Here is a 24473-nt window from a genome sequence, read left to right as displayed (position 1 = left end):
AGCGCTGGGAGACAAACCTATCCAACATCCCGAACCGCCTAAAAATTTTCCCGTTTGATCAAAAAATCAGCCCTGCACGCCCCTGCACAGCTTGTGGGCACGCATAATCTGTGATCAAATTTTCAGGCAAAAAGTCTTTCAGGGGATTTCAGATGCTCAGCTCAAAACCGTTTTCCAGGGTTCGCAGAACCCTGCTTTCGGCCGCCCTGGCCGTCACAGTCACTGCCGGCCTCGGTCACTTCCCGGCCGATGCCGCCGATCCGATCAAGGTCGCCGCGATCTACACCGTGCCGGTCGAACAGCAATGGGTCAGCCGCATCGACAAGGCGCTGAAAGCCGCCCAGGAGCGTGGCGAGATCACCTATACCTTCTCCGAAAACGTCGCCAACACCGACTATGAGCGCGTCATGCGCGAATATGCCGAACAGGGTATGGATCTGGTGGTCGGCGAAGCTTTCGCCGTGGAACGCGCCGCCCGCAAGGTGGCGGCCGAATATCCGGATACTGCCTTCCTGATGGGATCCTCCTTCGGCCCCGCCAAGCCGAATTTCGCCGTCTTCGACAACTGGATCCATGAGCCAAGCTATCTCTCGGGCATGATCGCCGGCGCCACCACCAAGTCGAACGTGATCGGCATGGTCGGCGGTTACGCCATTCCGGAAGTCAACCGCCTGATGAATGCCTTCATGGACGGCGCCACCTCCGTCAATCCGGACGTGAAGTTCCTCGTGACCTTCATCAACTCCTGGTACGACCCGCCCAAGGCCAAGGAATCCGCCTTTGCGATGATCGACAAGGGCGCGGACATTCTCTACGCCGAACGCTTCGGCGTGTCGGACGCCGCCAAGGAAAAGGGCATCCTGGCCATCGGCAACGTCATCGACACCGCCGGCGACTATCCGGGTACGATCCTGTCTTCCGCCCTGTGGCACATGGAGCCGACCATCGACAAGGCGATCGGCGCGGTGGTCGACGGCAGCTTCGAACCGGCCGACTACGGCCCCTACAGCTTCATGTCCTATGGCGGCGGCAGCTTCATCGTCGATGAGAGCCTGGCCCCGGCAGATGCCGTGGCGGCGGCCAAGGAAAAGGAGCAGGAAATCCTCGACGGCCTGTTCCGCGTCAACGTCAACGACAGCGAACCGAAATCCACCATGTGATGGTGTTTTCCGTCGGCCGGGAACAATCCTCCGGCCGACGGCTCCTTCTTGCCGCGAATAGGCGCGGTTCCTTTAAGAACTGATTTCCGGAGCTCCGCATGACGGGACCCGCTGAGGAGGCCGACATCGTCCTCCGGCTTGACGGCATCACCAAGCGCTTTGGCGCATTGACCGCCAATGGCGACGTGTCGCTTGATCTCAGCCGGGGCGAAATCCTGGCCCTTTTGGGCGAAAACGGCGCCGGCAAGACCACCTTGATGAACATCCTCTTCGGCCACTACGTCGCCGATGAGGGCCGGGTGCTGGTCAATGGCGGAGGTGACGCACTGGTTGAGCTCGAGCCCGGCTCACCTCATGCCGCGCTCGAAGCCGGCATCGGCATGGTGCATCAGCATTTCACGCTGGCCGAAAACCTCAGCGCCCTCGACAACATCCTGCTTGGGACGGAACGCCTCGCGGCACTGGCCTCATCCCGCGCGCCGGCACGCCGGAAACTGGAAGAACTGATGGCCCGCTCCGGCCTGACCGTGTCCCTCGACACCCGCATTTCGCAGCTCTCCGTCGGTGAAAAACAGCGCGTGGAAATCCTGAAGGCACTCTATCGGGACGCCCGCGTGCTTGTCCTGGACGAGCCGACCGCCGTCCTGACGCCACAGGAATCCGAAACGCTTTTCGAAACGCTCAAGAAGCTCGCCGGGGATGGTCTCGGCATCATCTTCATTTCGCACAAGCTGGCCGAGGTGATCGCCTCCTCGCACCGGGTCGCGGTGCTGCGCGGCGGCCGCAAGGTCGCCGATCTTGCCACCGCCGAGTGCGACCAGCGCAAGCTCGCCGAACTGATGGTCGGTCACGAGATCGTCGAAACCGTGCGCACGCCCGGATCACCCGGCGCGTCCCTGTTCGTCCTGAAGAATGTCAGCGCGGGCGATGGCCGGGACGCGCTGCATTCTGTCGATCTCGATCTGAAATCCGGCGAAATTCTCGGCATTGCCGGGGTTTCCGGCAACGGCCAGACAACGCTTGCCCGGGTCATTTCCGGCCTCGGGGCCCCGACATCCGGCACGGCGGAGCTGGAAGGCACCGCTTTGCGGCACACCAGCGCCCGGACCATGATCGACAACGGCCTCGCCCGCATTCCGGAGGACCGCCACCACGACGGCATTGTCGGCGCCATGAATGTGACCGAGAATCTGGCCATCGAAACCATCCGCAAGCCGGAAAACCAGCGCTTCGGCCTGTTGCGCTTCGCCGCCATGCGCGAAAAGGCCCGGCAGTTGATCAAGGCCTATGACATCCGCTGCCAGAGCGAGGACAGCCCGGCGAGGCTGCTGTCGGGCGGCAACATCCAGAAGATCGTGCTGGCGCGCACGCTCGAAGCCGAGCCGAAGGTCGTGCTGGCCGCCCAGCCCTCGCGCGGGCTGGACGTCGGCGCCACTTATGATGTGCATCAGCGCCTGCTGGCGGCCCGCGCACGCGGCGCCGGCGTCATCCTGATTTCCGAGGACCTCGACGAACTCATGCGCCTCTCCGACCGCATCGCCGTGATCCATCGCGGCCATCTCTCGGCCGCCGAGCCGACCGAGAGCCTCGACCGTGGCACGCTTGGCCTTCGAATGGCCGGACATGGCGGGGAGGAAGCGGCATGATCCGGTTTGAGCCGAGAGGCCCCGTGCCCGTGTCCCGCATGCTGGCGGTCTCTGTCGCCGCCGCGCTGGCCGCCCTGATGCTCGCCGCCATTCCGATGGCCTTTGCCGGGCTTTCCGTGTTCGAAGCCTATGGCCTGATGGCCAAGGGGGCGTTCGGCTCACTGTTTGCTTTCACCGAAATGCTGACGCGGGCCACTCCGCTGATCCTCACCGGCCTCGCCGCCGCCGTCGCCTTCAAGGCGAAGCTCTGGAACATCGGAGCTGAAGGCCAGCTTTATGCCGGGGCGCTCGCTGCGGTCGCCGTCGGTACCGGCCTCGTCTCCGGCCCCGCCTATGTGCTGATCCCCCTGGTGGTTCTGGCGGGGGCGCTGGCGGGCGGCCTGGTCATGCTTGGCCCGACGCTTCTGAAGACCCGCCTTGGGGTCGATGAGGTCGTCACCACGCTGCTGCTCAACTTCGTCATCCTGCTCTTCGTGCAGATGATGCTGGAAGGTCCGATGCAGGACCCGATGGGCATGGGCTGGCCGCAATCCGAGCCGATCCTCGACGAAGCCGCCCTGCCGAAACTGATGGCGCGCATGCGCATTCACTGGGGGCTGATCGTCGCCCTGGTGGCCGCGCTCGGCGTCTGGTTCCTCTTGAAACGCACCGTCTGGGGCTTCGAGATCCGGGCTGTGGGTGAAAACGCGGCGGCCGCGCGCCATGCCGGCATTCCGGTCACCGCCACCTTCATCCGCGTCGGCCTACTGTCCGGCGCGCTTGCCGGCCTTGCCGGTGTCGGCGAGGTTGCCGGGCTGAAAGGCTATCTCACCGCCGATCTCTCACCTGGCTTCGGTTATTCCGGCATTGTCGTTGCCATGCTCGCCGGGCTGTCGCCGGTCGGCGTCGTTCTGGCGGCGCTGTTCATCGCCAGCATCTTTGTAGGTGCCGATTCCATGTCCCGCGCCACCGGTGTTTCCAACTATCTCGCCGACCTGATCGTCGCCATGGCCCTCATCTCAGTGCTGGTGTCCGGCCTGTTCTTGAGGTTCAAGGTCCGTTTTGTCGGCGGTCCGGCCGCGAAGGAGGCCGCCGAATGACCGAGATCCTCGACATTCTCATCTCGGCGAATTTCTGGGCAGCCGCGCTCCGGATCGCCACACCGCTGATCTTCGGCGTGATCGGCGCCCTCGTCTGCGAACGCGCCGGCGTGCTCAATCTCGGCATCGAGGGCATCTTTACGGCCGGTGCCATGGCCGGCTGGATGGCCGTCTGGCTGGGCGCGGGCCTCTGGGGCGGCGTCCTGGTCGCCGCCATGGCAGGGGCTTTCTTCGGGTTGATCCATGCGATCCTGACCGTGCCGCTGGGGCTTTCCCAGCATGTCTCCGGCATCGGCGTGACGCTGTTCGCCACCTCGCTCAGCTATTTCATCTACCGGACCGCCCTGCCCGACGTCTCCTCGCCGCCACGCATCGAGGCTTTCAAGCCGCTCGACATTCCCCTACTGAGCGACCTTCCCTTTATCGGCCCGGCCCTGTTCCAGCAAACGGCGCTGACATTCCTGGCGCTCGCCCTGGTGCTCGCCACCGCTTACGTGCTCTACCGCACGCCGCTCGGCCTCGCGATCCGGGCCGTTGGTGACAATCCGGCTGCCGTCGAATCCCAGGGTCTCTCGGTCTATGCCATCCGCATAGGCACGGTCGTCGCCGGCTCCGCGATCATGGCGCTTGGCGGCGCCTTCCTGACCATGTCGGCCTTCGACGCCTTCTTCTTCGGCATGGTCAACGGCCGCGGCTGGATCTGCATTGCCCTGACCGTGTTTGCCTCCTGGCGGCCGGGCAAGGCCCTGATCGGCGCGCTGCTCTTCGGTGCGTTCGATGCTTTCCAGGTGCGCCTCCAGACCGAGGTCGGCAGTTTCATTCCAGGCCAGGTCTTCCTGATGATGCCCTATCTGCTCTCCATCGCCGCGCTGATTGTGGTGGCCCGCAAGGCGGATTATCCAAGGGCGCTGCTGGTTCCCTATTTCCGCGGCCAACGTTGAGTTTCCTGTCATGAGCTTCGATCTTCTCGTCAAGAACGCCTCTCTGCCCGACGGCCGGCACGGCCTCGACATTGCCTGCAAGGACGGCCGGATCGCCGCCGTGGAAGCCGGCATCGCGGCAGAGGCCGGCCAGGTGTTGGACGCCGGCGGCAGGCTGGTCTCGCCGCCCTTTGTCGACAGCCACTTCCACATGGACGCGACGCTCTCCCTCGGCCTGCCGCGCATGAACCGCAGTGGTACCCTCCTGGAAGGCATTGCCCTTTGGGGAGAACTGAAGGAAATTCTGACGGTTGATGCCGTTGTCGAACGGGCACTGAAATACTGCGACCTTGCGGTGTCTCAAGGTCTGCTGGCGATCCGCTCCCACGTCGATGTCTGCGACGACCGGCTCACCGGCGTCAAAGGCCTTTTGGAAGTGCGCGACAAGGTGAAGGACTATATCGACCTGCAGCTGGTCGCCTTCCCACAGGACGGGCTGTTCCGCTCAGCCAACGCGGAAAAGAACCTTCTGACGGCTCTCGACATGGGCGTCGACATTGTCGGCGGCATTCCCCATTTCGAGCGCACCATGGACGACGGCGCCCGCTCGGTTGCGCGACTCTGCGAAATTGCCGCCGAGCGCGGATTGATGGTCGACATGCATTGCGACGAGACCGACGACCCGATGTCCCGCCACATCGAGACGCTTGCCTTTGAGACCCAGCGGCTCGGGCTTCAGGGCCGGGTGGCCGGATCGCATCTGACCTCCATGCATTCCATGGACAATTATTACGTCTCCAAGCTGCTGCCCCTGATCGCCGAAGCGGAGATCCACGCGATCGCCAATCCCCTGATCAACATCACCCTGCAGGGCCGGCACGACAGCTATCCGAAACGGCGCGGCCAGACCCGGGTGCCGGAATTGCGCTCCTACGGCGTCAATGTCGCCTTCGGCCATGATTGCGTGATGGACCCCTGGTACTCCATGGGCTCCGGCGACATGCTCGAAGTCGCCTCCATGGGGCTGCATGTCGCCCAGATGACCAGCCGCGAGGCGATCCGCTACTGCTTCGACTGCGTGACTGCCCATCCGGCCAAGGCCATGGGGCTCGAAGGCTACGGTCTGGAAAAGGGATGCAAGGCGGACTTCGTTCTTCTGCAGGCCGAAAATGCCATCGAGGCGATCCGACTGAAGGCGACCCGTCTGGCCGTCGTAAAGAGTGGCAAGGTGATCGCCACCACCCCGCCTCGCGAGACGACCCTGACTTTGCCGGGCCGCCCGGCGACCGTCGACCCGGCAGCCTACGCACCGCACGAGGGCTGAGAGCGGGTCACCTTTCTTCTCGTCATTCCGGCCAAGCGACAGCGCGAGCCGGGACCGGGGAGCCGATAGCTTTCGTTCGAAAATCAAGCACCGGTGGCTCTCCGGTCCCGGATCTCCGCTTCGCTGCGTCCGGGATGACGGATTGGGGAAAGCGCTAATCCATGCGCTCGCTTACCCTCAGTTCCCGGCGATCTCACCCGGCAGACTGAGATCTGCCGACGCCACGTCGAAGACATCCACGACACAGAGCAGCGGCGCATGAACGTTCTGGTTCACGCGCAGCGCCGAGGTTACGCCGTCATATTTCAAGCCATCGACCGCGCTGTCATCGGCAAACCCGACATTGATGGTGATCTCCTCGGCCTCAAGGACCGGTGAGAAGCCCGGGCTGTCGAGATAGATCGGCAGGCCGGGCCAGGTGGCAGGCATTTCCGGTGTCGCACCGTCCGGAATGTCCTGGACCGAGAGAGCCCCCGGTCCGCAGGCTTCATTCGGTGTCAGCACCACCCAGTGCGAGTGCCATTTCGCACCGTCATTGTCGACATCCCCGTCTCCGTCTTCATCGAACAGAGGCGTGTCGTCGAAATCCGGATGGCTGGTCGCGACCAGCGCCAGGATACCCTTTCCACCTTCAAAACCGACCGTTTCCGGGGCGAGCGACGTTGGCCAGACATAGGACTGAACCGGCGCGCCGGCCAGGGCTCCGTTTGGCGCCGGCACGGTTTCTCCGGCCGTGCCGTTCAAGGTCATGTGGAAGGTCACCACCCGCCCCTCGCGATGCACGTGTGCAGCGAGAATATCGAAATTCGGATCGATTTCCGGGTTTTCGGCCGAGACGACAGCCCCTTCCTGATGCAGGGCATGACCACCATCCGCCAGGGCGGCGCCAGGCAGGGCCGTGATGGGCAGGGCGGTGACGATAAGACTTCCAAGGATTGATTTAAGCATGGGTGTTCTCCCTGTTTGAGACGCTCACCTTAATAGTAGCGAGTCGAAACTATTGCAAGTTTAATTTCGACTCGCTACATATCGACCATGAACAACTCCACCGACAGCCAGACAATCCACGACCTGATCGACCGGCTGACGCGGCTGACTGCCGCCGAGGAATGGAACGGACCGCTGAACCCGTCGCAATTCGCGGCGCTGACCTATCTCGCCCGCGCCAACCGGTTTTCCCGCGCTCCCTCCCATGTCGCCGATTATCTGGTGACAACGCGCGGCACCGCGTCCCAGACCCTGAAGGCGCTGGCCCGCAAGGACCTCATCACGGAGGCCCGCTCCGAGGCCGACAAACGCAGCATCCGCTATGACGTCACCAAGGATGGGCTGGCCCTTCTGAAAGACGCGTCAGGCTTGGAGACGGTTGTGGAAACCTTGCCGGCGGATGTCGCGGCCAGTCTCGCAGCCTCCCTGAAAAGCCTCGTCCTGGCGCTGTTGCATCACCGAGGAGGCCGGTCTTTTGGCTTGTGCGGCACCTGCCGTCATCACGAACCAACCGCCACCGGTGGCCATTGCCGTCTGCTTGGCGTATCCCTCAAACCGCATGAAGCTTCCCAGCTCTGCCACGAACATTCTCCCGAACTGGAAACCCACCCATGAGCGCATCAGCCCGCATTCTTGATCTTTACACCGGGACACCCGCACAGCGCTGGGAGGACAAGGCACCGTCCGCCATCGGCAAGACCCGCGTGGAAGGACCGGTCGAGGTCAACCGCACCGGTCTGAAGGGCGACAGGCAGGCGGACACGGCCGTTCATGGAGGGCCGGAAATGGCGCTCCATCACTATCCGTCCGAGCATCACGCCCATTGGCGCGAAGCCTTTCCGGAACTCAGCAAGATCTACCGGCCCGGCGGTTTCGGCGAGAACATCTCCTCCGAAGGCTTCACCGAGGAAGACCTGTGCATTGGCGATGTGTTCAGCGCCGGCACCGCCCGACTGCAGATCTCGCAGGGCCGCCAGCCCTGCTGGAAACTGAACATGCACACGGGTAATCCGGCCCAGGCAGCGTCTTTCCAGAAAACCGGCAGGACAGGCTGGTATTTCCGCGTTCTGGAAGAAGGCACAATCGAAGCCGGTGACACGCTCTCACTGATCGATCGTCCCTGCCCGGACTGGAACCTGCGCCAGGTGATCCTGGCGCGCTTCAATCCCCGGCTCGAGTCGTCCGTCGCCAAAGCCCTGTCGCAACTGGAAGAACTCACCGCGTCCTGGCGCGGCGCCTTTGCCAGGAAGGTCGATCCGGAGTTCAGGGAGGACACATCCGCCCGCCTGAAGGGCTGAGGTCAGATCCTCATTTCGGCGTCAAGGTGAGCGCGTGGCTGACCGCAAGGTCCAGCCAGGTGTCGAGCACCTCGTCGGACGCGTCATCGTCGCTGACAAAAAACAGGCCCCTCATCACGCGCCCGCCCTGGACCATTGCAACAGCGCCGGGCAAGCCGGTTGCCGTCTCGTGATTGTCCTTGCCCACCCGGAAGATGAAGCGCCGCTCGCCCTCTTTGGTGCGGTCGGCGCCGCCGATCAAGTGGCCGTTGAGCAGAAAACACATGCCGCCCATCATCCGCTTTTCGGTCAGACCGGACCGGTTGCCGAGATGGCTGCGCAAGCGGTCGTTCAGATCCTCGTCGAGCGCCATCGCGGCCTCTTCCCCTGATATGACAGATCCGGTAAACCTTGCTCTGGAACGGGCATCCGTCAACCAAAAGGTTCACTTTAGCCACTCAAATCCCATTCTTCATTCGGAACGGAAGGGGATCCACAGCGATTTTTCGCGGCGTTTGCCCCTTGCGGACTTGCACAATCCTTGCGGTTTCTGTATATCCCCGCTCGCGCCTGCACCCCTGGAGGAGGCGCTTATGGACCGATCCCGGACAACTTGAAGCTTCTGCCACGGTGTTCGCCGGTCCGATATCTATACACTCGAAGGAGTTTTGCCATGGCTGCCAGCTATGAGCTGAAGGCGTCGGCACGGGACCGGGTGGGCAAGGGGGCCGCACGGGCACTGCGTCGCGAAGGCCTTCTCCCCGCCGTGATCTACGGCGACAAGAAACCTGCCCTGCCGATCACCATTCCGGTGAAAGAAACCACCCTGACCCTGCACAAGGGCGGCTTTCTGACCCACATCGGCACGATCGACGTGGACGGCGAAAAGCACCGCGTCATTGCCAAGGACTTCCAGCTGCACCCGGTGCGTGACGATGTCCTGCATGTCGACTTCCTGCGCGTCGCCAAGGGCGCGACCCTGACGGTCGAAATTCCGGTTCACTTCCTGAACGAAGAGACCTGCCCGGGCCTGAAGAAGGGCGGCGTTCTGAACATTGTGCGTCACACGGTTGAAATGAACGTCCCGGCCGACAGCATTCCGGAAGCCCTCGAAATCGATCTGGCTGAAGCCCAGCCGGGCGACAGCCTGCACATTTCCGCAGTCAAGCTGCCGAAGGGCTGTGAACCGACCATCACCGATCGCGACTTCACCATCGCAACGATCGCTGCACCGGCCGGTGTTCAAGAGACCGACGAAGGCGAAGAAGATGCTGCAGAAAGTGGCGAAGAAGCCGAAAGCGAATAAGCTTCTCTGCTGCTATAAAAATTCAGGAGGCGGTCTCCGCCTCCTCTCCCCTCGGGGGAGACACTTCAAGGCAGCCGTTTCAGGCTGCTTTTTCGTTTCAGGATCCAGGCATCAGGGTACGTCATGAAACTGATCGTCGGCCTCGGCAACCCGGGCGCGAAATATGCCGGCAACCGGCACAATATCGGCTTTATGGCCGTTGACGAGATCCACCGTCGCCATTCCGGTTTTCAGCCCTGGCGCGCGCGCTTTCAAGGCCAGGTCTCCGAGGGCCGTCTCGGCACGGAAAAGGTCCTGCTGCTAAAACCCAGCACCTACATGAACGAATCCGGCCGCGCCGTCGGCGAGGCAATGCGCTTTTTCAAGCTGGAACCGGACGACATCGTCGTCCTCTATGATGAGCTCGACCTCCCGCCGGCCAAGTTCCGCATGAAGAAGGGCGGCGGCCACGGCGGCCACAACGGCCTGCGCTCGATCACGGCCCATATCGGCGCCGATTACCGGCGTCTGCGCCTCGGCATCGGCCATCCAGGCGACAAGAAACTGGTGTCCAATTATGTGCTCGGCGACTTCGCCAAGGCAGACCATGACTGGCTGGAACCGTTGCTGACCGAGGTCGCCGACCAGGCGGACCTGCTCGCCGAAGGCAAGGACAGCCAGTTCGCCAACAAACTGACCCTGGCACTGGAACCTGAAAAGGCGCAGCGCAAGCCCAAGGCTGATACCGCAAAAAGCAACGCTGGACCGGCGCAGTCTCCGGTGGCCAAAAAACCGAAGGGCCAGAGCCATATTCGCCAGGCCCGACAGGCCAAACCGGTCACCCTGCCCAAGTCAGGTCCGATGGCCGACATGCTGAAAAAACTGCTCGGCGGCAAGGACTGAACAGCTGTTGCTCAGAGTCTGGCCCATAAATGAAGCTGAAATGGTTTGAGGCGAATTGGTCTTCATCAAGGAGCAAAAGCGCAGGAAATGTGGTTCATTTTCAAGCCTTTCGCGACGCAGGGGAAGACCAATTCGGTCAAATCCGAAGGACATGGAAATGGCTTCACCCCGTGTCGTCAGCGCGCTTGACCGGGCAATAAGCCCGCTCCGCGCACCCTTCCTATCGGTGTTTCGCCATTTCCAATGCCATTTCGACTTCATTTATGGGCCAGACTCTCAGGACAGGGGCTGGACGTTGATGATCTCCACGCGCCGGTTCCGCCCGCTTTCCGGATTGGCCGGATCGACGGGACGGCTTTCGCCATAGCCGACCGGCACCAGCCGGTCGCGCGGGATGCTGTAGAAGGCGGACAGAAACTCGGCCACCATGAAGGCCCGGCGGTTGGAGAGATCCAGATTATAGGCAGCCGTGCCACGCAGATCCGTGTGGCCGGCGATCTGGAAACTCATGTTCCGGAGACGCGGATCCTGAAGCGCGTCGCCGAGCGCCTGCAAGGTGAGAATGCCGTCATTGGTCAGCGACGCGCTGTCGAACTCGAAATTGACCGTCAGATTGATGCGCGGCAGGTCGGCTTCCGGCGGCAACTGGCCTTCGATGCTGATGCCGCGCAAGGGATGCGCTTCCTGCTTGCGGAACGAGCGCACCTTGTCGCCGCTCGCCTTGGGCAACAGCGCCTGGATGATGTCCTCGCGGCTCACGGTCTGGGCGGAAACGCCCGACGGCAGAACAGCGATCATCGCCAGGAAAAGTGCGGCGGAGACGATCTGTTTCAAATGCGACATGTCGGCTCCCTCAATCGGCCCGGATGGTCAGATGCAGCACGGCGGCTGAGATTTCGCGCGGCAGGCGGGTCTCTTCCGGCCGCTCGGCGAGACCGGCCCTGAGCGCCGTCAGAAAATAGCGGTCATTGGCGACCCCCGTGCCGCCGTCGGCACTGACCGGCATGGTGAACTGGCCGTTGCCCGTGTTTTCCAGCTCCTCCAGCTGGGCGATCGGACTGTGCGCCGCGATCACCACGATGGCCTCGGCCCCGGCGGGCGGAGAGACGGTGAATGTCTGGCGCCCGCCTCGGCCATCGCCAAAACGGAAGCTCTCGCCGAAAGGCACTTGGCGTCGGACAGGACCGCGCCGTGGCAGCAGATTGACCACTGTGCCGTCGGCCTGCAGATAGACGATATAAAGGAACGAGGCGAAGTCGGGTGCCGTCACCTCGAATGCCAGCGAGTCGCCATAGGCGAGATCCGCGCTGCCGCCGAGCAGCCGGATACTGGGCCTGGACGGTTCGGTTAAGGGGCGCGCCAAAGTCTTGAGCACCTCGCAGACCGGCCAGGGCCGGACGGCGATTTTCTGAACCTGTTCAGGCGGGAATTCGTCGCGCAATTTTGCAAGCGATGACTGCGTGCTGACAAAACCGCCCAGCAAAGGCATGCCGTTCGGCGGTTCTTCCGTCACATAAAGGCTGCTGCAGCTGTCGCCTTTCAGGGCGATCTGGTTGCCGTGGTCCAGGCGCGTGATCCCTGGAACCGGCCGCGGCGGCGCTTTGGCCGTGCGCATCACCGAAGCATTGCGCAGGTCGGCGCGCGTCGCGTCGTAGCTGATCCAGCCGAAACCGTCGCCGGACCAGTATGGACCCCAGGAGTTCTGGACCAGAAAGGCCTGGCGGCGTTCGTCATAGCCGACAAGCACCATCTGATGGCCGGTGTCCCAGCCGTCGTTGCGGGCGAGCGACCCCTGATAGATTTCCCCGGCCTTCAGATATTGCAGGGTAACGCCCTCGGGCATGCGCGAGGACGGCGCGACCTTCACCATCCGGTATCCGGCTGCGACCGGATGCCCTGCGGCCAGCTGCTGCTTGATCGCGTCCAGATCCCGATTGCTGACCGGCCGCTTGTCGCGGGCAGCCGCATAGATGAACTCGAAATCGCGGATCTTGAACCGGTCCGGCGGAGACGCCGGCCGCTCGACCCGCTCGCTGCACATGGCGCTGTCCGGGATCGCATCGAGATCCGGCGCGCCCCGCCCCTTGAAATAGGAGAGGGCGTAATAGGCATGGCTGCCCGCGTTTTCGCAGGCCGCGTCCTTGTCGCGGATCTGGGAATGCAGAAAGGCCGGGCTCGGCGTGAAGGCGCGGCTGCCCGGCGCCACGTTGTTCTCAAGCGCCGCGTAATAACCGCGGATGGCATAGCCGATGGCATAGGAGACACAGCTGCCGTGGATCTGCAGCAAGGGCGGCGGCATCGATGGCGACAGGTCGATGGCATCTGGAATATAGGCCCGGGACACTTCCGCCCGGCCGACACCCTGCAGCAACGCCGGATCGATGGCGGCATCGCCATGAAGTCCGGTCAGCGCTTGCGGATCGAAGGACTGCGCGAAGGCACGGTCACCGGACGACGCCAGGCACAGCAAGGCAAAAGCGGTCAGCGTCCCGGCAAGTCGCGCAGATATTGGCCGAGCGGCCCCAGAGCGCCAGAGTGGGAAACCCATCTTTTATCAATTCCCAAATCAATCGCCCCGAACACCGAGGCGAGTATAGCCGATCCCCTAGAGGAGAAAAGCGATCAGGCCAATCGAATCGCCATGAACGGCAATTCTTCTGCTGTGTCCTGACAAGGTGCTGCCACAACGCCCCGCCACCCCTTGCAAAGCCTTGACCTTGACACCGGCCTCGGGCATGTAGCGCGGCAACAGTTTCAGACCAACCGAAAGCGAACTCAAATGGGTTTCCAGTGCGGCATTGTCGGACTGCCGAATGTCGGCAAGTCCACGCTCTTCAACGCGCTTACCAAGACCGCAGCCGCCCAGGCTGCCAACTATCCGTTCTGCACCATCGAGCCGAACACCGGCGAAGTGGCCGTGCCGGATGCGCGCCTCTACGCCATCCGCAACGTGGCCGGCTCCAAGGAAGTCATTCCGACCCGCATCACCTTCGTCGACATTGCCGGCCTGGTGCGCGGCGCTTCGAAGGGCGAAGGCCTCGGCAACCAGTTCCTGGCCAACATCCGCGAAGTCGACGCCATCGCCCATGTGCTGCGCTGCTTCGAGGATGACGACATCACCCATGTCGACGGTGCCATCAACCCGATTGCCGATGCCGAAACCGTCGAGACCGAACTGATGGTCGCCGACATGGAAAGCCTGGAGCGCCGCATCGCGCCCCTGAAGAAAAAGGCGACCGGTGGCGACAAGGAAGCCAAGGCGGTGCTGCCCATCATGGAAGCCGCGCTCGCCCTGCTTCAGGACGGCAAGCCGGCGCGCACCCTGGAAACCTCCGACGCGGAAGAAGCCCGCATCCTGAAGGGCCTGAACCTCCTGACCGCCAAGCCGGTGCTTTATGTCTGCAATGTCGACGAAGCTTCGGCAGCCGAAGGCAACGCGCTGTCTGAAAAAGTCGCTGCAAAGGCCAAGGAAGAAGGCGCTGTCGCCGTCGTCATCTCCGCCGCCATCGAGGCGGAAATCTCCCAGCTCGACAAGGAAGAACAGGACGAGTTCCTGGAAACCATCGGCCTGGAAGAGCCGGGCCTCGACCGCATGATCCGCGCCGGCTACGACCTGCTCGGCCTGATCACCTATTTCACGGCGGGCCCGAAGGAAACCCGTGCCTGGACTATCACCGAAGGCACCAAGGCCCCGGGCGCGGCCGGCGTGATCCACTCGGATTTCGAACGCGGCTTCATCCGCGCGCAGACGATTGCCTATGACGATTATGTCGGCCTCGGCGGTGAAAGCGCGGCCAAGGAAGCCGGCAAGGCCCGCGACGAAGGCAAGGAATACATCGTCAAGGACGGCGATGTGCTGCTGTTCAAGTTCAACACGTAACGAGACCAGGCCGCGTGTGAAAGCGATCTTCATGCGGCCTGCCTCCTTGCCATTTCGCTCCGGAAACGGAAGCTAAAGACATCGCCTCTAAGATCCGCCGCCGCAACGGATGGCAGAGAGAGGGGCATCATGGGCAAAGGCGAGAACAAGACGATCCGCAAGATCGTGGCCGGTACCGTCGGCAACACGCTCGAATGGTACGATTTCGCGGTCTATGGCTATCTTGCCCCGATCATCGCGCACCAGTTCTTCCCGAGCAGCAGCCCGACCGTCAGCCTGATCAGCACCTTCGGCGTCTTTGCCGCCGGTTTTCTGATGCGCCCCATCGGCAGCCTGTTGCTGGGCCATATCGCCGACAAGATCGGCCGCAGCAAGGCCCTGCTGATCTCTGTAGCGCTGATGGCGATCCCGACCACGCTGATCGCCTTCCTGCCGACCTATGACCAGATCGGCGTTCTGGCGCCGCTTGCCCTCACCCTGCTCCGGCTGTTGCAGGGGCTTTCCGTCGGCGGCGAATACACCGGGTCTTCGGTCTATCTTTACGAGATCTCGCCAAAGGACAAACGCTGCTTTGTCGTCTCCTGGGCCCTGGTCGGCGCCGTCTTCGGCGTTCTGCTCGGCTCCGGCGTTGCGGCCCTGGCCACCAGTCTTCTGCCTGCCGACGATCTCGGCAGCTGGGGCTGGCGCGTTCCCTTTGCCTTCGGCCTGCTGGTCGGACTGACCGGTTTCCTGATCCGCAGCGGCAACAAGGACGATGACACCGACATGCCGCCCTCACCGCATGATCCGGTGAGCGTGCCGGTCGGCGAGGTTCTCCGGAACCATCGTCCGGCTCTGTTCCGCACCATCGTCTGCAACATCCTGAACGGTGTCGGCTTCTACCTGACCTTCGTCTATCTGACCTCTTACCTGGTGGAATATGTCCACCTCACCGAAAGCCGGGCGCTTACCATCAACACCAGCGTCATGGTGGTGTTCATGCTGATGCTGCCCGTGGTCGGGTATCTGGCCGACAAGACCAGCCGCAAGGCGTTGATGCTGATCGGATCAGGTGGCGTGACCCTGTTCGGTCTGCCGCTCTTCTGGCTGATCCATCACCAGGATCCGGCTATGATCGTTCTGGGTCAGCTTGGCCTGGCGGCGGTTCTCGCCTGTTTCTTCGCCCCGCTGATGGCCACCATGATCTCCCAGTTCCCGCGTCCCGTGCGCGTGACCGGCTATTCCCTCGGCTACAACATCCCGCTGGCCCTGTTTGGCGGCACCGCGCCTCTGGTCGCGACCTTCCTCATTGATAAGTCGCATCTCCAGCTGGCACCGGCCTTCTATCTGGTCGCGGCCGGGCTCCTGACGTTCGTCGTGGTCTGGACCATGCCCGGCACCGAAGGCTACGATGACTGAGCTGGCCCGGCCCGCATGGCAGTGCTCAGAGGACGGAAGCGCATGAAAACGATCCTTTTGACCGGCTTCGAAGCCTTCGGCACCACGCCGGTCAATCCGGCCGAACAGGTCGCGCGGCGTCTCGACGGTGAGAGCATCGCGGGGGCGACAATCGTTTCCCGGATCATCCCGAACACGTTTTTCGTCTGCATCGACACGGTCAGGGACGCTTTGCGAGAGATCGGCGCGGATGCCGTCGTCATGCTGGGAGAGTTCGGCGGCCGGGCGACCATCTCGGTGGAACGCTTCGCGCTCAATTTCAACGACAGTACGCGCTACGGCCTGAAAGACAATGCCGGTGTTTCGCTGCAAGGCGAGCCGACCGCGCCGGACGGCCCCCTCGCCTATCAGAGCACCTTGCCCGTGCGGGCCATGGTCACGGCCATGCGCGCCGGCGGCATACCGGCCGACATCTCGGACGCGCCCGGAACCTTCTGCTGCAATCATCTCTTTTACGGCATGCTGCACCATCTGGCTGTTACCGGGCAAAATATCCCGGCAGGCTGGATCCACCTGCCGCACCTGCCGGAAGTCGCCGCCCTGGAGCACAATCTCGGCGCCCCCAGCATGTCGGTTGCGACAGCCGCCAAGGGCCTGCGCCTGGCACTCACCGCGCTTGTGGAGCATCCGCAGGACAGCGACGTGCCCGTCTCCGGACGGCTGCAGGTCTAGGGTCTGTGGACAATTGGGATTTGGTCTTGGTTTGAATGCAAATGGCGGATTTCGGTTTCGCGTGCGTCGGAAAGTTCTTGTGGTGGGCAGCACAAGTGCGAACTTTCCTTCTGCTCGAAGACCGAAACCTAATTGTCCACAGACCCTAGAGCTCATCCATTGGCCGCAAGTGCGCGCCGGCCTGTCGCATGGCTCTCGACAGTCTATGGCCGAACCTTCTAAAAGCAGGACGTCGACAATCGAGAAAGCCGCCACCATGCCGACCGTCATCCCGGCCCCCTATCCCGTCATTCTGCCCGTCAACGAAAGCCGGAACGGTTTTCCGGTTCGCAGGGTCTATTGCGTCGGGCGCAACTACGCTGCTCACGCTGTTGAGATGGGGCACGACCCTGATCGCGAGGCGCCGTTTTTCTTCCAGAAGAACCCGGACAATCTCGACCCTTCGGGAACCTTCCCCTATCCCCCGCTGACGCATGACGTGCACCACGAGGTTGAGCTCGCCGTGATGCTGAAATCCGGCAAGAGCAACATCAAGGCGTCCAACGCGCTGGAGCATGTCTACGGCTATGCGGTTGCCCTCGACATGACCCGTCGCGACCTGCAGGCCGAAGCCAAGAAAGCCGGCCGTCCCTGGGAAGCGGCCAAGGCCTTTGAACGCTCCGCCCCGGTCGGACCGGTTGTGCCTGCCGCCGATTGCGGCTTTCTGGGCGCCGGCCGGATCGCGCTTACCGTCAATGGAGAGACCCGCCAGGAAGGCGATCTCAACCAGCTGATCTGGAAGATCCCTGAAATCATTTCGAAACTGTCCGAGCTGTTCCAACTCGGAGCCGGGGACGTGATCCTGACCGGCACGCCTTCCGGCGTTGGCCCGGTGGTGCGCGGCGATGTGCTCGAGGCGTCCATCGAGGGTTTGCCTACGCTGACCGTCAAGGTGACATGAGGCGCATCTGAGCCGCTGACAAACGGCGGATCTTGAGATTATGCTGCACCCGTGATCAGGTGATGCCATCAGCCTTCGCACCGGAGCATGCATCCTTGACCTTCGACCAAACCGCCCTGTTTCTGCTGTTCGGCGCAGTCTTCGCGCTTCTGGTCTGGGGACGGATCCGCTTCGACCTTGTCGCCTTCGGCGCGCTGATTCTCGGTGCTCTCCTGGGGCTGGTGCCGTCCGGCGAGATCTTCTCGGGCTTCGGCCATTCCGCGGTCATCATCATCGCCCTGGTGCTGATCGTCTCCCGGGGGCTGATGAATTCCGGCGCGGTCGAGTTTGTCGCCGCCCACCTCCTGTCGGCGTCGAACGGCCTTGCCCGTCATGTCGGCCTGATGTCCGTTGTCGGCGCGGGCCTTTCCGGCATCATCAACAATGTCGCCGCCCTGGCGCTGTTGATGCCACTGGACCTGGAAGCCGCCAGGAAGGCGAACCGGTCTCCGGGCCTGTCGCTGATGCCGCTATCCTTTGCGACAATCCTGGGCGGCATGATCACACTGATCGGCACGCCGCCGAACATCGTCATCGCGGAATACCGTTCGGATGCCCTGGGCAGTCCCTTCACCATGTTCGACTTCACGCCGGTCGGGCTGGTAGTCGCCACGTGCGGCATTGCCTTCGTCACCCTGATCGGCTGGCGCCTGCTGCCCGCCCATTTCCGTCAGACGCCGGAAGAGGACGGCTTTGCCGAAAGCCTCTATTCAGCCGAACTGAAGCTCGGCGACATTCCGCAAGACAAACCGATGACCGTCGGTGATCTCTATCCCGTCGCCGACGACAAGGATGTTGCCATCATCGGCTTGATCCGCAACGGCCGCCGCATTCGCGGCTTTGCGCGGCGTGAACCGCTCAAGACCGGCGACTATCTGTTTGTCGAGGGCGATCCAAAGGCCATCGAGGCCTTCATGGGCGCCGCCAAGCTGCAGTTCGCCGGTTCCGAGCGGCACAAGGGCGGCCTCAGCGGCAATGCCCTGTCGCTGACCGAGGCGATTGCGCCCGACAGCGCCCGCATTGTCGGCCAGTCCGCCTTCCAGATGCGGCTGCTCTATGGGCAGGGCGTGACCCTGCTCGGTATTTCCCGGCAGGGACGCCGCATCCAGAAGCGCGTCCGCCATGAGACCATCCGCGCGGGCGACGTGCTGTTGCTGCTCGGCACGCCGGACCGTCTGGAAAGCGCCTGCACCTGGTTGGGTGTACTGCCTCTGGAAGGCCGCAGCACGGGCGTGATCCAGCGCAACAAGGCCTGGCTCGCCATTGCCGGGTTTGCGCTCGCCATCGCAGCGGCCGTCGCCGGCATTGCCTATCTGCCCGTCGCGCTCGCTGCCTGTGTCGTTCTCTACGCCGCCGCAGGCCTCGTCAGCGGCACGGAGATCTATCAGTCGGTTGAATGGAAGGTGATTGTATTGCTCGGATCGCTGATCCCGCTCGGGCAGGCGTTCGAGCAGGCCGGCAACGCCCAGCTGATTGCCGACGGCATCACCTCCCTCACGGCCGGCGCGCCGGCCTGGGTAACGCTCACCGTCTTGATGATCGTCACCATGACCCTGTCCGACTTTCTCAACAACGTCGCGACCTGCCTGATTGCGGCACCGATCTCCGTCCAGATCGCTAATTCCCTCGGGGTCAACCCGGACCCGTTCCTGATGGGCGTGGCCGTGTCCGCCTCCTGCGCCTTCCTGACGCCGATCGGACACAAGAACAACACCATCATCATGGGCCCGGGCGGTTACAGCTTCGGCGACTACTGGCGCATCGGCCTGCCCCTGGAACTGCTGGTGCTGGCCGTTGCCATCCCGGCGATCCTGGTGTTCTGGCCGCTTTAGCGGCGGCTCAGAAGGTTTGCGAACAATGAGGCCTCAGCACCCCGCAGCGTCATCCTGAGGAGCGAGCTTGCTCGCGTCTCGAAGGATCCGGCCACGCATTCAATCAATTGCGGCGGATCCTTCGAGACGGACCTGACGGTCCTCCTCAGGATGACGTTGCGGGGTGTGGAGGCGGGGTGCGAGGACGGTTTAAAGGCGCAATACCCCGCCCCCTCTCAATGCTCCCCTTTACGCGGCCGGCTTGAGCGGCAGGCAGATGTCGGTCAGGAGATCCGCCGGCGCGGTGTCGCGCGGGTTGTTGAGATAGATCTCCATGCAGGGCGCATCCGCCGGTTCCCGCCCGGACTGGGTCAGCCATTCGCCATAGAGCCAGTCATAGGCGAGTTTCATGTTGGCATAGGGCCCCTTGTAGTGGAGAACGGCATAGTCGCCACCCCTGGTTTCCATCGCCTCCAGCGGCGCTTCGACCGGAAAGTCTTCCGCGACACCGACACCGGCAACCGATTCCAGCTCGTCTTCCGGCACCCGTGTCGGGTCTGAGAAAAACAGCGCCTTGGTCGACTGGGCCTGGCCAATCAGGTTGCGCCCGACCAGAACTCCGACCAGTTTCTCGAAAGCCTGACCGATCTGCATATAGGGACCCTTGTGGCGCAGGAATGCCAGCTTCTCGGCAGGCAGGGATTTGATTTCAACGTCGTGCATGAGCTTGGCTCCTTTGGGGTTGGGAAGAGGGGCGCCGCCATGGGCCGGCTGCACCTGATGGTTGGATTTGGCCCTGCGATAGGCGGACGGTGCCTGCCCGTAGGACTGTTTGAAACTGCGCGAAAAGGCTTCCAGGCTGCCGTATCCCGCCCGGTCGGCAACAACGCCAAGCGGCATGTCGGTATAGGCGAGGTCCGCTGCCGCGCGATGCAACCGGAGCCGCTTCACGGTGGCCACAATGGATTCGCCATAGGCGGACTGCCACACCCTGTGCCAGTGCCAGGGCGACAGGGCAGCGACCTCCGCCAACGTCGCCAAATCCGGGTCTTCGTCCAGATGGGCGTAGATATATTCAATGACCCGGGTAAACCGCCGGATATAACCGCTGTCCTTTGGCGAGACGTTTTGTTTTTCGTGCTGTGTCATGGCTCCGTCCTGCTGAGGTGAAAGCGTTCTAGCACCGGGCCACCTGATAAATCTTGCGGAGTTTCCGCGACCTGCCCCGCGCCCCTCAGGAACAAGGACCTTTTCCGGAAAAGACACGTGCCGGGGCTGGTTTCCGGCGCCGAATTGATCATGATGAACGCAACTCAAGTGCCTGGAGATTTCTTATGAGCGCACCGAAGCGGATCCTGTTCACCGGCGGCTCCGGCAAGGCCGGCAAACATGTCGTGCCCTATCTGCTGGACCGCGGTCACCGTGTCGTCAATGTCGACCTGACCCCGCTGGATCACCCGGGCGTCGACAATCTGACCGCCGACATCACCTCCTCCGGCGAAATGTTCAACGTCATGACCAGCTACGCCAATTTCGACGAGCTGGAACCGGGCAATGGTGTGCCCGCCTTCGACGCCGTCGTGCATTTCGCGGCTGTGCCGCGCATCCTGATCCACCCGGACAACAGAACCTTCGAGGTCAACGCCGTCGGCACCTACAACGTTATCGAGGCGGCGGTGAAACTCGGCATTCGCAAGATCGTCATCGCCTCTTCGGAAACCACCTATGGTGTCTGCTTCGCCGATGGTGTCGTCGATCCGAAGGTGCTGCCTGTCGAAGAAGACTACGACGTCGATCCGATGGACAGCTACGGCCTGTCGAAGGTTGTCAACGAGCAGACCGCCCGGGCGTTCCAGCGCCGCTCCGGCTTTGACATCTATGCACTGCGCATCGGCAATGTCATTGAGCCGCATGAATATGACCGGTTTCCCGATTTCTTCCGCGATCCGGCACAGCGCCGCCGCAACATCTTCTGTTACATCGATGCCCGCGACCTCGGCCAGATCGTCGATCTGTGCCTTCAAAAGGACGGGCTCGGCTATCAGGTCTTCAACGCCGGCAACGACACCAATTCCGTGGACATTCCCAACAAGGAGATCCTGGAGCGGTATTTCCCAAGTGTCCCGCTTGCCCGTGAACTGGGCGAGCACGAAGCGCTCTTTTCGAACCGCAAGATCCGCGAAGTGCTGGGTTTCCGGGAAGAACACAACTGGCGAAAATATGTCTCGGTCTGACGGGGCCCAAAATGACCTGTACAGGCGCTCCGGCCGAACAATTAAATTTACTTCCCCCGCGGCTGCGACTAGCTTTTGAGCGCTCAAAAATTGTTTGGCAGCACACTGCCAGGGGAGAGAAGATGAACATTTTGAAATCGGCAGCATTCGGCCTGGCTGCGTTGGCGACCGGAACCGCCGCGCTGGCACAGGGCACCGGATCGGAAGGCTATTTCCAGATCTACAACAACACAGAAAACAACATCGTGGTCGGCTTCTACACCAATGATGGCAGCGGCTGGTCCGACAATTGGCTGTCCGACATTCTCCAGCCCGGCGAAAACGCACGCGCCACGTTTACCGCAGACACCGGCAATTGCGACCAGACCTTCCAGGTGGGCTGGCTCGGCGAAGACGACAGTGAAGTTCTCGACGACCCGATCAGCATCGATATCTGCGCCGCCAGCAACGTCTATATGGACGATAACGAGATCTATTACGATTGATCCGGACACGTTGCCGATCGCCAGGGAAACGCGGGTCGCCGCGTTTCCGTTTCCCAGAACCAAAACCGCCTTTCATGTCCGATCTGATTCATTTCGAAGATTTTTCGCCCGGCCAGGTCTATGACCTCGGTGCCTTGACCGTCACCAGGGAAGAGATCGTCGAGTTCGCCTCCGAATTCGACCCGCAACCTTTTCACCTGGACGAAGACGCCGGCAAGGCCTCGATCCTGGGCGGACTGGCGGCCTCCGGCTGGCACACGGGATCGCTGGTGATGCGCCTGCTGGCGACCAATCTCCTCAACAAGACCTCGGGCCGCGGCTCGCCGGGCATCAGCAAGCTGCAGTGGAAGCGCCCGGTCTTTCCAGGCGACACGCTGACAGCCAGGGCCGAGATCCTGGAGACAAAGGAACTGCGCTCCAAACCCGATCTCGGCATTGTCACGGTGCGCGTAACCGCGGCCAACCAGCAGGGAACCGAGGTGCTGCTCTGGGAGAACCCGATCCTGTTCGCCAAACGGGAGCCGGGATCATGAGCGCGTTTTTCGAAGACCTTGCTGTCGGCGACACGCTCGAACTCGGAGAGCACACCTTTGCCCGGGAAGACATCATCCGCTTTGCCGAACAATTCGACCCGCAGCCGTTTCATCTGAGCGAAGAGGCCGCGGCCGGGACCCATTTCGGCCGCCTCTGCGCATCCGGCTGGCACACCGCGTCGGTCTTCATGAAGCTTTGGGTGAGCGCCCACCAGGCGCTTGAAAAGACGGCTCTGGCAGAGGGACGGACACCGGCCCGGATCGGGCCCTCACCGGGTTTTGAAGACCTGAAATGGATCAAGCCGGTCTATGTCGGCGACACCCTCACCTATCGGCGCGTGATCACCGGCAAGACCGAAAGCCGCAGCCGTCCGGACTGGGGTCTCGTCCATTCCGACATGCTCGCCGTCAACCAGGACGGCAAACTGGTGTTCTCCTTCAAGGGCACGGTGTTCGTGGAGCGAAAGCCGTCCTGATACCTATTCGGGCTTGTGACCGTGGACCAGCATGGTCATGCCCGGGATCATGGGCTCGACCGCGATCTTCGTGAACCCGGCGGCTTCCATCAGTCCGGACACGTAAGAGCTGGTGATCGAACGGGCTTCCGGATTGAAAGCGGTATGCTGCAACTGCCAAAGAGCGGCCAGCTTCGGTCCTTCCCGGTTTTCGTCCACCATGAAGTCGTGCACCATGAAATCGCCGCCGGGCGTCAGCACCTCGTAGGCCTTGCGCACGAGCCCCGGAAGGGACGTTCCCGGCACCCCGGAAAAGAGATAGGACATCAACACCGCGTCGACACTTTCCGGCCAGGGATCCTTCAGGGCGTTGCCCGGCCGATAGGAGATCCGGCTTTCCAGCTCTTCCTCGGCGATGAACTCCTCACCCACCCGGGCGACATTCGGAAAATCCAGGATCGTCGAGCGCAGGCCCGGATAGGCCTTGCACAGAGAAATTGAGAAGGCGCCCGTGCCGCCGCCGACATCGAGCAATGTTTGGGCCGCCGAAAGGTCGACCAGCTTGGCCAGTCCCCTGCCCGGCCCGAGTGAGCCGGCATGCTGGGAACGCGAATAAAGCCGCGCTTCCTTCGGGTCGCTGAACCAGTCCTCGTAGGAGGCCACCTGGTCCTCGTCGAGCGTGTCTGTCAGTGCCTCGTTCAGCTGGGTCAGGAACGGATACATCTGCTTGTCGATCTGGAAACGCAGATAGTCGCCGAAATCATATTTCCGGCCCTTGACCAGAAAGGCTTCGGCCGCCGCCGAATTCGTGAAACCCTCGCCTTCCTTTCGCACCAGTCCGAGGCTGGTCAACGCCGTCAGCAGCGTTGTCGCCCGGTCGAGATCCAGATCGCTTTTCTCGGAAACTTCTGCGGGGGACAAAGTCTTCTCAGACAATACTGAAAATAGATCGACATGAAGCGCAGAAAAAAGCGCCTTCGACCCCATAAAACCAAATGCAATATCAGAAATTTCCTCAGCCGTTTCCAGAGACTTGGCTTCGGTCATAAATTGTCCTCCTGAAATATTCTGAACACAGACAGATACTGAAATTCCACAGCCGGAAAATGTTCTTGGGAAGAAGCAATTATAACTATTGTGCAGCGCAATGCAAATGAGCGAAAGGCTGAGTGGCGTTCCCTTAAGTCAAATCAATGGCAAGGGTGTTCCTCACAAAAAACGTCATCCTGAGGAGGGCCGAAGGCCCGTCTCGAAGGATCGGCCACGGGTGTGAGAACCGAGCGACAGATCCTTATCTGTTTGAATTTTTGTAGATTGGTTTTGGGAGGGCCGGTTGCTGCCCTCCCAAGTGGGCCGGAGACCGTACGATCCGCGGTACGTGGCAGTCCGTTCGAAGCAAGGCTCCC

Annotated in this window: 25 protein-coding genes; 18 read left to right on the top strand and 7 right to left on the bottom strand. The window is 62.3% G+C overall.

What is annotated here, in order from left to right:
• Positions 1-152 precede the first annotated feature (152 nt).
• From M0H32_RS10355 to M0H32_RS10335, 5 genes are all read left to right on the top strand, one after another.
• On the top strand, positions 153-1160 hold the full coding sequence (locus tag M0H32_RS10355; RefSeq protein ID WP_248153594.1) for a BMP family protein: 1008 nt from the start codon (positions 153-155) through the stop codon (positions 1158-1160).
• A gap of 98 nt (positions 1161-1258) precedes the next feature.
• Positions 1259-2806 (top strand): ABC transporter ATP-binding protein, encoded by a 1548-nt coding sequence (locus M0H32_RS10350; RefSeq protein WP_248153593.1) that lies wholly within the window; start codon positions 1259-1261, stop codon positions 2804-2806.
• The gene (locus M0H32_RS10345) at positions 2803-3885 is read left to right on the top strand and encodes an ABC transporter permease (RefSeq protein WP_248153591.1); all 1083 of its coding nucleotides are present in this window, start codon (positions 2803-2805) and stop codon (positions 3883-3885) included. Before M0H32_RS10350 ends, M0H32_RS10345 begins: the two co-directional genes overlap by 4 nt.
• Positions 3882-4826 carry an ABC transporter permease gene (locus tag M0H32_RS10340; RefSeq protein ID WP_248153590.1) on the top strand — a complete coding sequence of 315 codons (945 nt, stop codon included), beginning with the start codon at positions 3882-3884 and terminating at the stop codon, positions 4824-4826. Before M0H32_RS10345 ends, M0H32_RS10340 begins: the two co-directional genes overlap by 4 nt.
• Before the next feature lie 10 nt (positions 4827-4836).
• Entirely contained in the window at positions 4837-6129 is a 1293-nt protein-coding gene (locus tag M0H32_RS10335; protein WP_248153588.1) for an amidohydrolase family protein, read from the top strand.
• Positions 6130-6306: 177 nt separating this feature from the next.
• On the opposite strand, the gene M0H32_RS10330 is transcribed toward M0H32_RS10335, so the two are convergent.
• Positions 6307-7077 carry a hypothetical protein gene (locus M0H32_RS10330; protein ID WP_248153586.1) on the bottom strand — a complete coding sequence of 257 codons (771 nt, stop codon included), beginning with the start codon at positions 7075-7077 and terminating at the stop codon, positions 6307-6309.
• A gap of 87 nt (positions 7078-7164) precedes the next feature.
• Between M0H32_RS10330 and M0H32_RS10325 the strand changes: the two genes are divergently transcribed.
• Complete coding sequence (locus M0H32_RS10325; RefSeq protein WP_248153585.1) at positions 7165-7731, top strand: MarR family winged helix-turn-helix transcriptional regulator; 567 nt, start codon at positions 7165-7167, stop codon at positions 7729-7731.
• Positions 7728-8414: an MOSC domain-containing protein gene (locus tag M0H32_RS10320; protein ID WP_248153583.1), complete on the top strand. Its 687-nt coding sequence runs from the start codon at positions 7728-7730 to the stop codon at positions 8412-8414. Before M0H32_RS10325 ends, M0H32_RS10320 begins: the two co-directional genes overlap by 4 nt.
• Positions 8415-8424: 10 nt before the next feature.
• Here M0H32_RS10320 and M0H32_RS10315 read toward each other — a convergent pair whose 3' ends face one another.
• Complete coding sequence (locus M0H32_RS10315; RefSeq protein ID WP_248153582.1) at positions 8425-8766, bottom strand: TfoX/Sxy family protein; 342 nt, start codon at positions 8764-8766, stop codon at positions 8425-8427.
• 300 nt (positions 8767-9066) lie between these two features.
• On the opposite strand from M0H32_RS10315, the gene M0H32_RS10310 reads away from it, so the two are divergent.
• Entirely contained in the window at positions 9067-9699 is a 633-nt protein-coding gene (locus M0H32_RS10310; protein ID WP_248153580.1) for a 50S ribosomal protein L25/general stress protein Ctc, read from the top strand.
• A gap of 123 nt (positions 9700-9822) precedes the next feature.
• Positions 9823-10581 carry an aminoacyl-tRNA hydrolase gene (gene pth / locus M0H32_RS10305; RefSeq protein ID WP_248153579.1) on the top strand — a complete coding sequence of 253 codons (759 nt, stop codon included), beginning with the start codon at positions 9823-9825 and terminating at the stop codon, positions 10579-10581.
• 276 nt (positions 10582-10857) lie between these two features.
• Here pth and M0H32_RS10300 read toward each other — a convergent pair whose 3' ends face one another.
• Genes M0H32_RS10300 through M0H32_RS10290 form a run of 3 tightly spaced genes read right to left on the bottom strand, consistent with a single transcriptional unit; the run spans position 10858 to position 13360 of the window.
• Entirely contained in the window at positions 10858-11424 is a 567-nt protein-coding gene (locus M0H32_RS10300; protein ID WP_248153577.1) for an OmpA family protein, read from the bottom strand.
• A 10-nt stretch (positions 11425-11434) separates the two neighbouring features.
• Positions 11435-13129 carry a DUF4384 domain-containing protein gene (locus tag M0H32_RS10295; RefSeq protein WP_248153575.1) on the bottom strand — a complete coding sequence of 565 codons (1695 nt, stop codon included), beginning with the start codon at positions 13127-13129 and terminating at the stop codon, positions 11435-11437.
• Positions 13130-13186: 57 nt separating this feature from the next.
• A complete protein-coding gene (locus M0H32_RS10290) occupies positions 13187-13360 on the bottom strand; it encodes a hypothetical protein (protein WP_248153574.1) in 174 nt (57 codons plus the stop codon).
• On the opposite strand from M0H32_RS10290, the gene ychF reads away from it, so the two are divergent.
• The 5 genes from ychF (at position 13361) to M0H32_RS10265 (ending at position 19381) form a co-directional block, all read left to right on the top strand.
• Positions 13361-14461, top strand: coding sequence for a redox-regulated ATPase YchF (gene ychF, locus M0H32_RS10285; protein ID WP_248153573.1), 1101 nt, complete (start codon positions 13361-13363; stop codon positions 14459-14461).
• 129 nt (positions 14462-14590) lie between these two features.
• A complete protein-coding gene (locus M0H32_RS10280) occupies positions 14591-15859 on the top strand; it encodes an MFS transporter (protein WP_248153571.1) in 1269 nt (422 codons plus the stop codon).
• A 42-nt stretch (positions 15860-15901) separates the two neighbouring features.
• A complete protein-coding gene (pcp, locus tag M0H32_RS10275) occupies positions 15902-16570 on the top strand; it encodes a pyroglutamyl-peptidase I (RefSeq protein ID WP_248153570.1) in 669 nt (222 codons plus the stop codon).
• A gap of 256 nt (positions 16571-16826) precedes the next feature.
• Complete coding sequence (locus M0H32_RS10270) at positions 16827-17510, top strand: fumarylacetoacetate hydrolase family protein (RefSeq protein ID WP_248154037.1); 684 nt, start codon at positions 16827-16829, stop codon at positions 17508-17510.
• Between the two features lie 95 nt (positions 17511-17605).
• The gene (locus tag M0H32_RS10265) at positions 17606-19381 is read left to right on the top strand and encodes an SLC13 family permease (protein ID WP_248153568.1); all 1776 of its coding nucleotides are present in this window, start codon (positions 17606-17608) and stop codon (positions 19379-19381) included.
• A 228-nt stretch (positions 19382-19609) separates the two neighbouring features.
• On the opposite strand, the gene M0H32_RS10260 is transcribed toward M0H32_RS10265, so the two are convergent.
• The gene (locus M0H32_RS10260) at positions 19610-20509 is read right to left on the bottom strand and encodes an AraC family transcriptional regulator (RefSeq protein WP_248153567.1); all 900 of its coding nucleotides are present in this window, start codon (positions 20507-20509) and stop codon (positions 19610-19612) included.
• Positions 20510-20694: 185 nt separating this feature from the next.
• Between M0H32_RS10260 and M0H32_RS10255 the strand changes: the two genes are divergently transcribed.
• The 4 genes from M0H32_RS10255 (at position 20695) to M0H32_RS10240 (ending at position 23088) form a co-directional block, all read left to right on the top strand.
• On the top strand, positions 20695-21594 hold the full coding sequence (locus M0H32_RS10255; protein ID WP_248153566.1) for an NAD-dependent epimerase/dehydratase family protein: 900 nt from the start codon (positions 20695-20697) through the stop codon (positions 21592-21594).
• Positions 21595-21716: 122 nt separating this feature from the next.
• Positions 21717-22079 carry a hypothetical protein gene (locus tag M0H32_RS10250; protein WP_248153564.1) on the top strand — a complete coding sequence of 121 codons (363 nt, stop codon included), beginning with the start codon at positions 21717-21719 and terminating at the stop codon, positions 22077-22079.
• A 74-nt stretch (positions 22080-22153) separates the two neighbouring features.
• Complete coding sequence (locus tag M0H32_RS10245; protein WP_248153563.1) at positions 22154-22612, top strand: MaoC family dehydratase; 459 nt, start codon at positions 22154-22156, stop codon at positions 22610-22612.
• Positions 22609-23088 carry a MaoC family dehydratase gene (locus M0H32_RS10240; RefSeq protein ID WP_248153561.1) on the top strand — a complete coding sequence of 160 codons (480 nt, stop codon included), beginning with the start codon at positions 22609-22611 and terminating at the stop codon, positions 23086-23088. Before M0H32_RS10245 ends, M0H32_RS10240 begins: the two co-directional genes overlap by 4 nt.
• A 3-nt stretch (positions 23089-23091) precedes the next feature.
• Here M0H32_RS10240 and M0H32_RS10235 read toward each other — a convergent pair whose 3' ends face one another.
• The gene (locus tag M0H32_RS10235) at positions 23092-24114 is read right to left on the bottom strand and encodes a methyltransferase (RefSeq protein ID WP_282449315.1); all 1023 of its coding nucleotides are present in this window, start codon (positions 24112-24114) and stop codon (positions 23092-23094) included.
• Between the last annotated feature and the right edge of the window lie 359 nt (positions 24115-24473).

Origin of the sequence: Roseibium sediminicola (genome assembly GCF_023156505.1) — a bacterium.
GTDB lineage: Bacteria > Pseudomonadota > Alphaproteobacteria > Rhizobiales > Stappiaceae > Roseibium > Roseibium sediminicola.
Note: the sequence above shows the minus strand (reverse complement) of the source record. Positions and strands in the feature narration are given on the sequence as shown.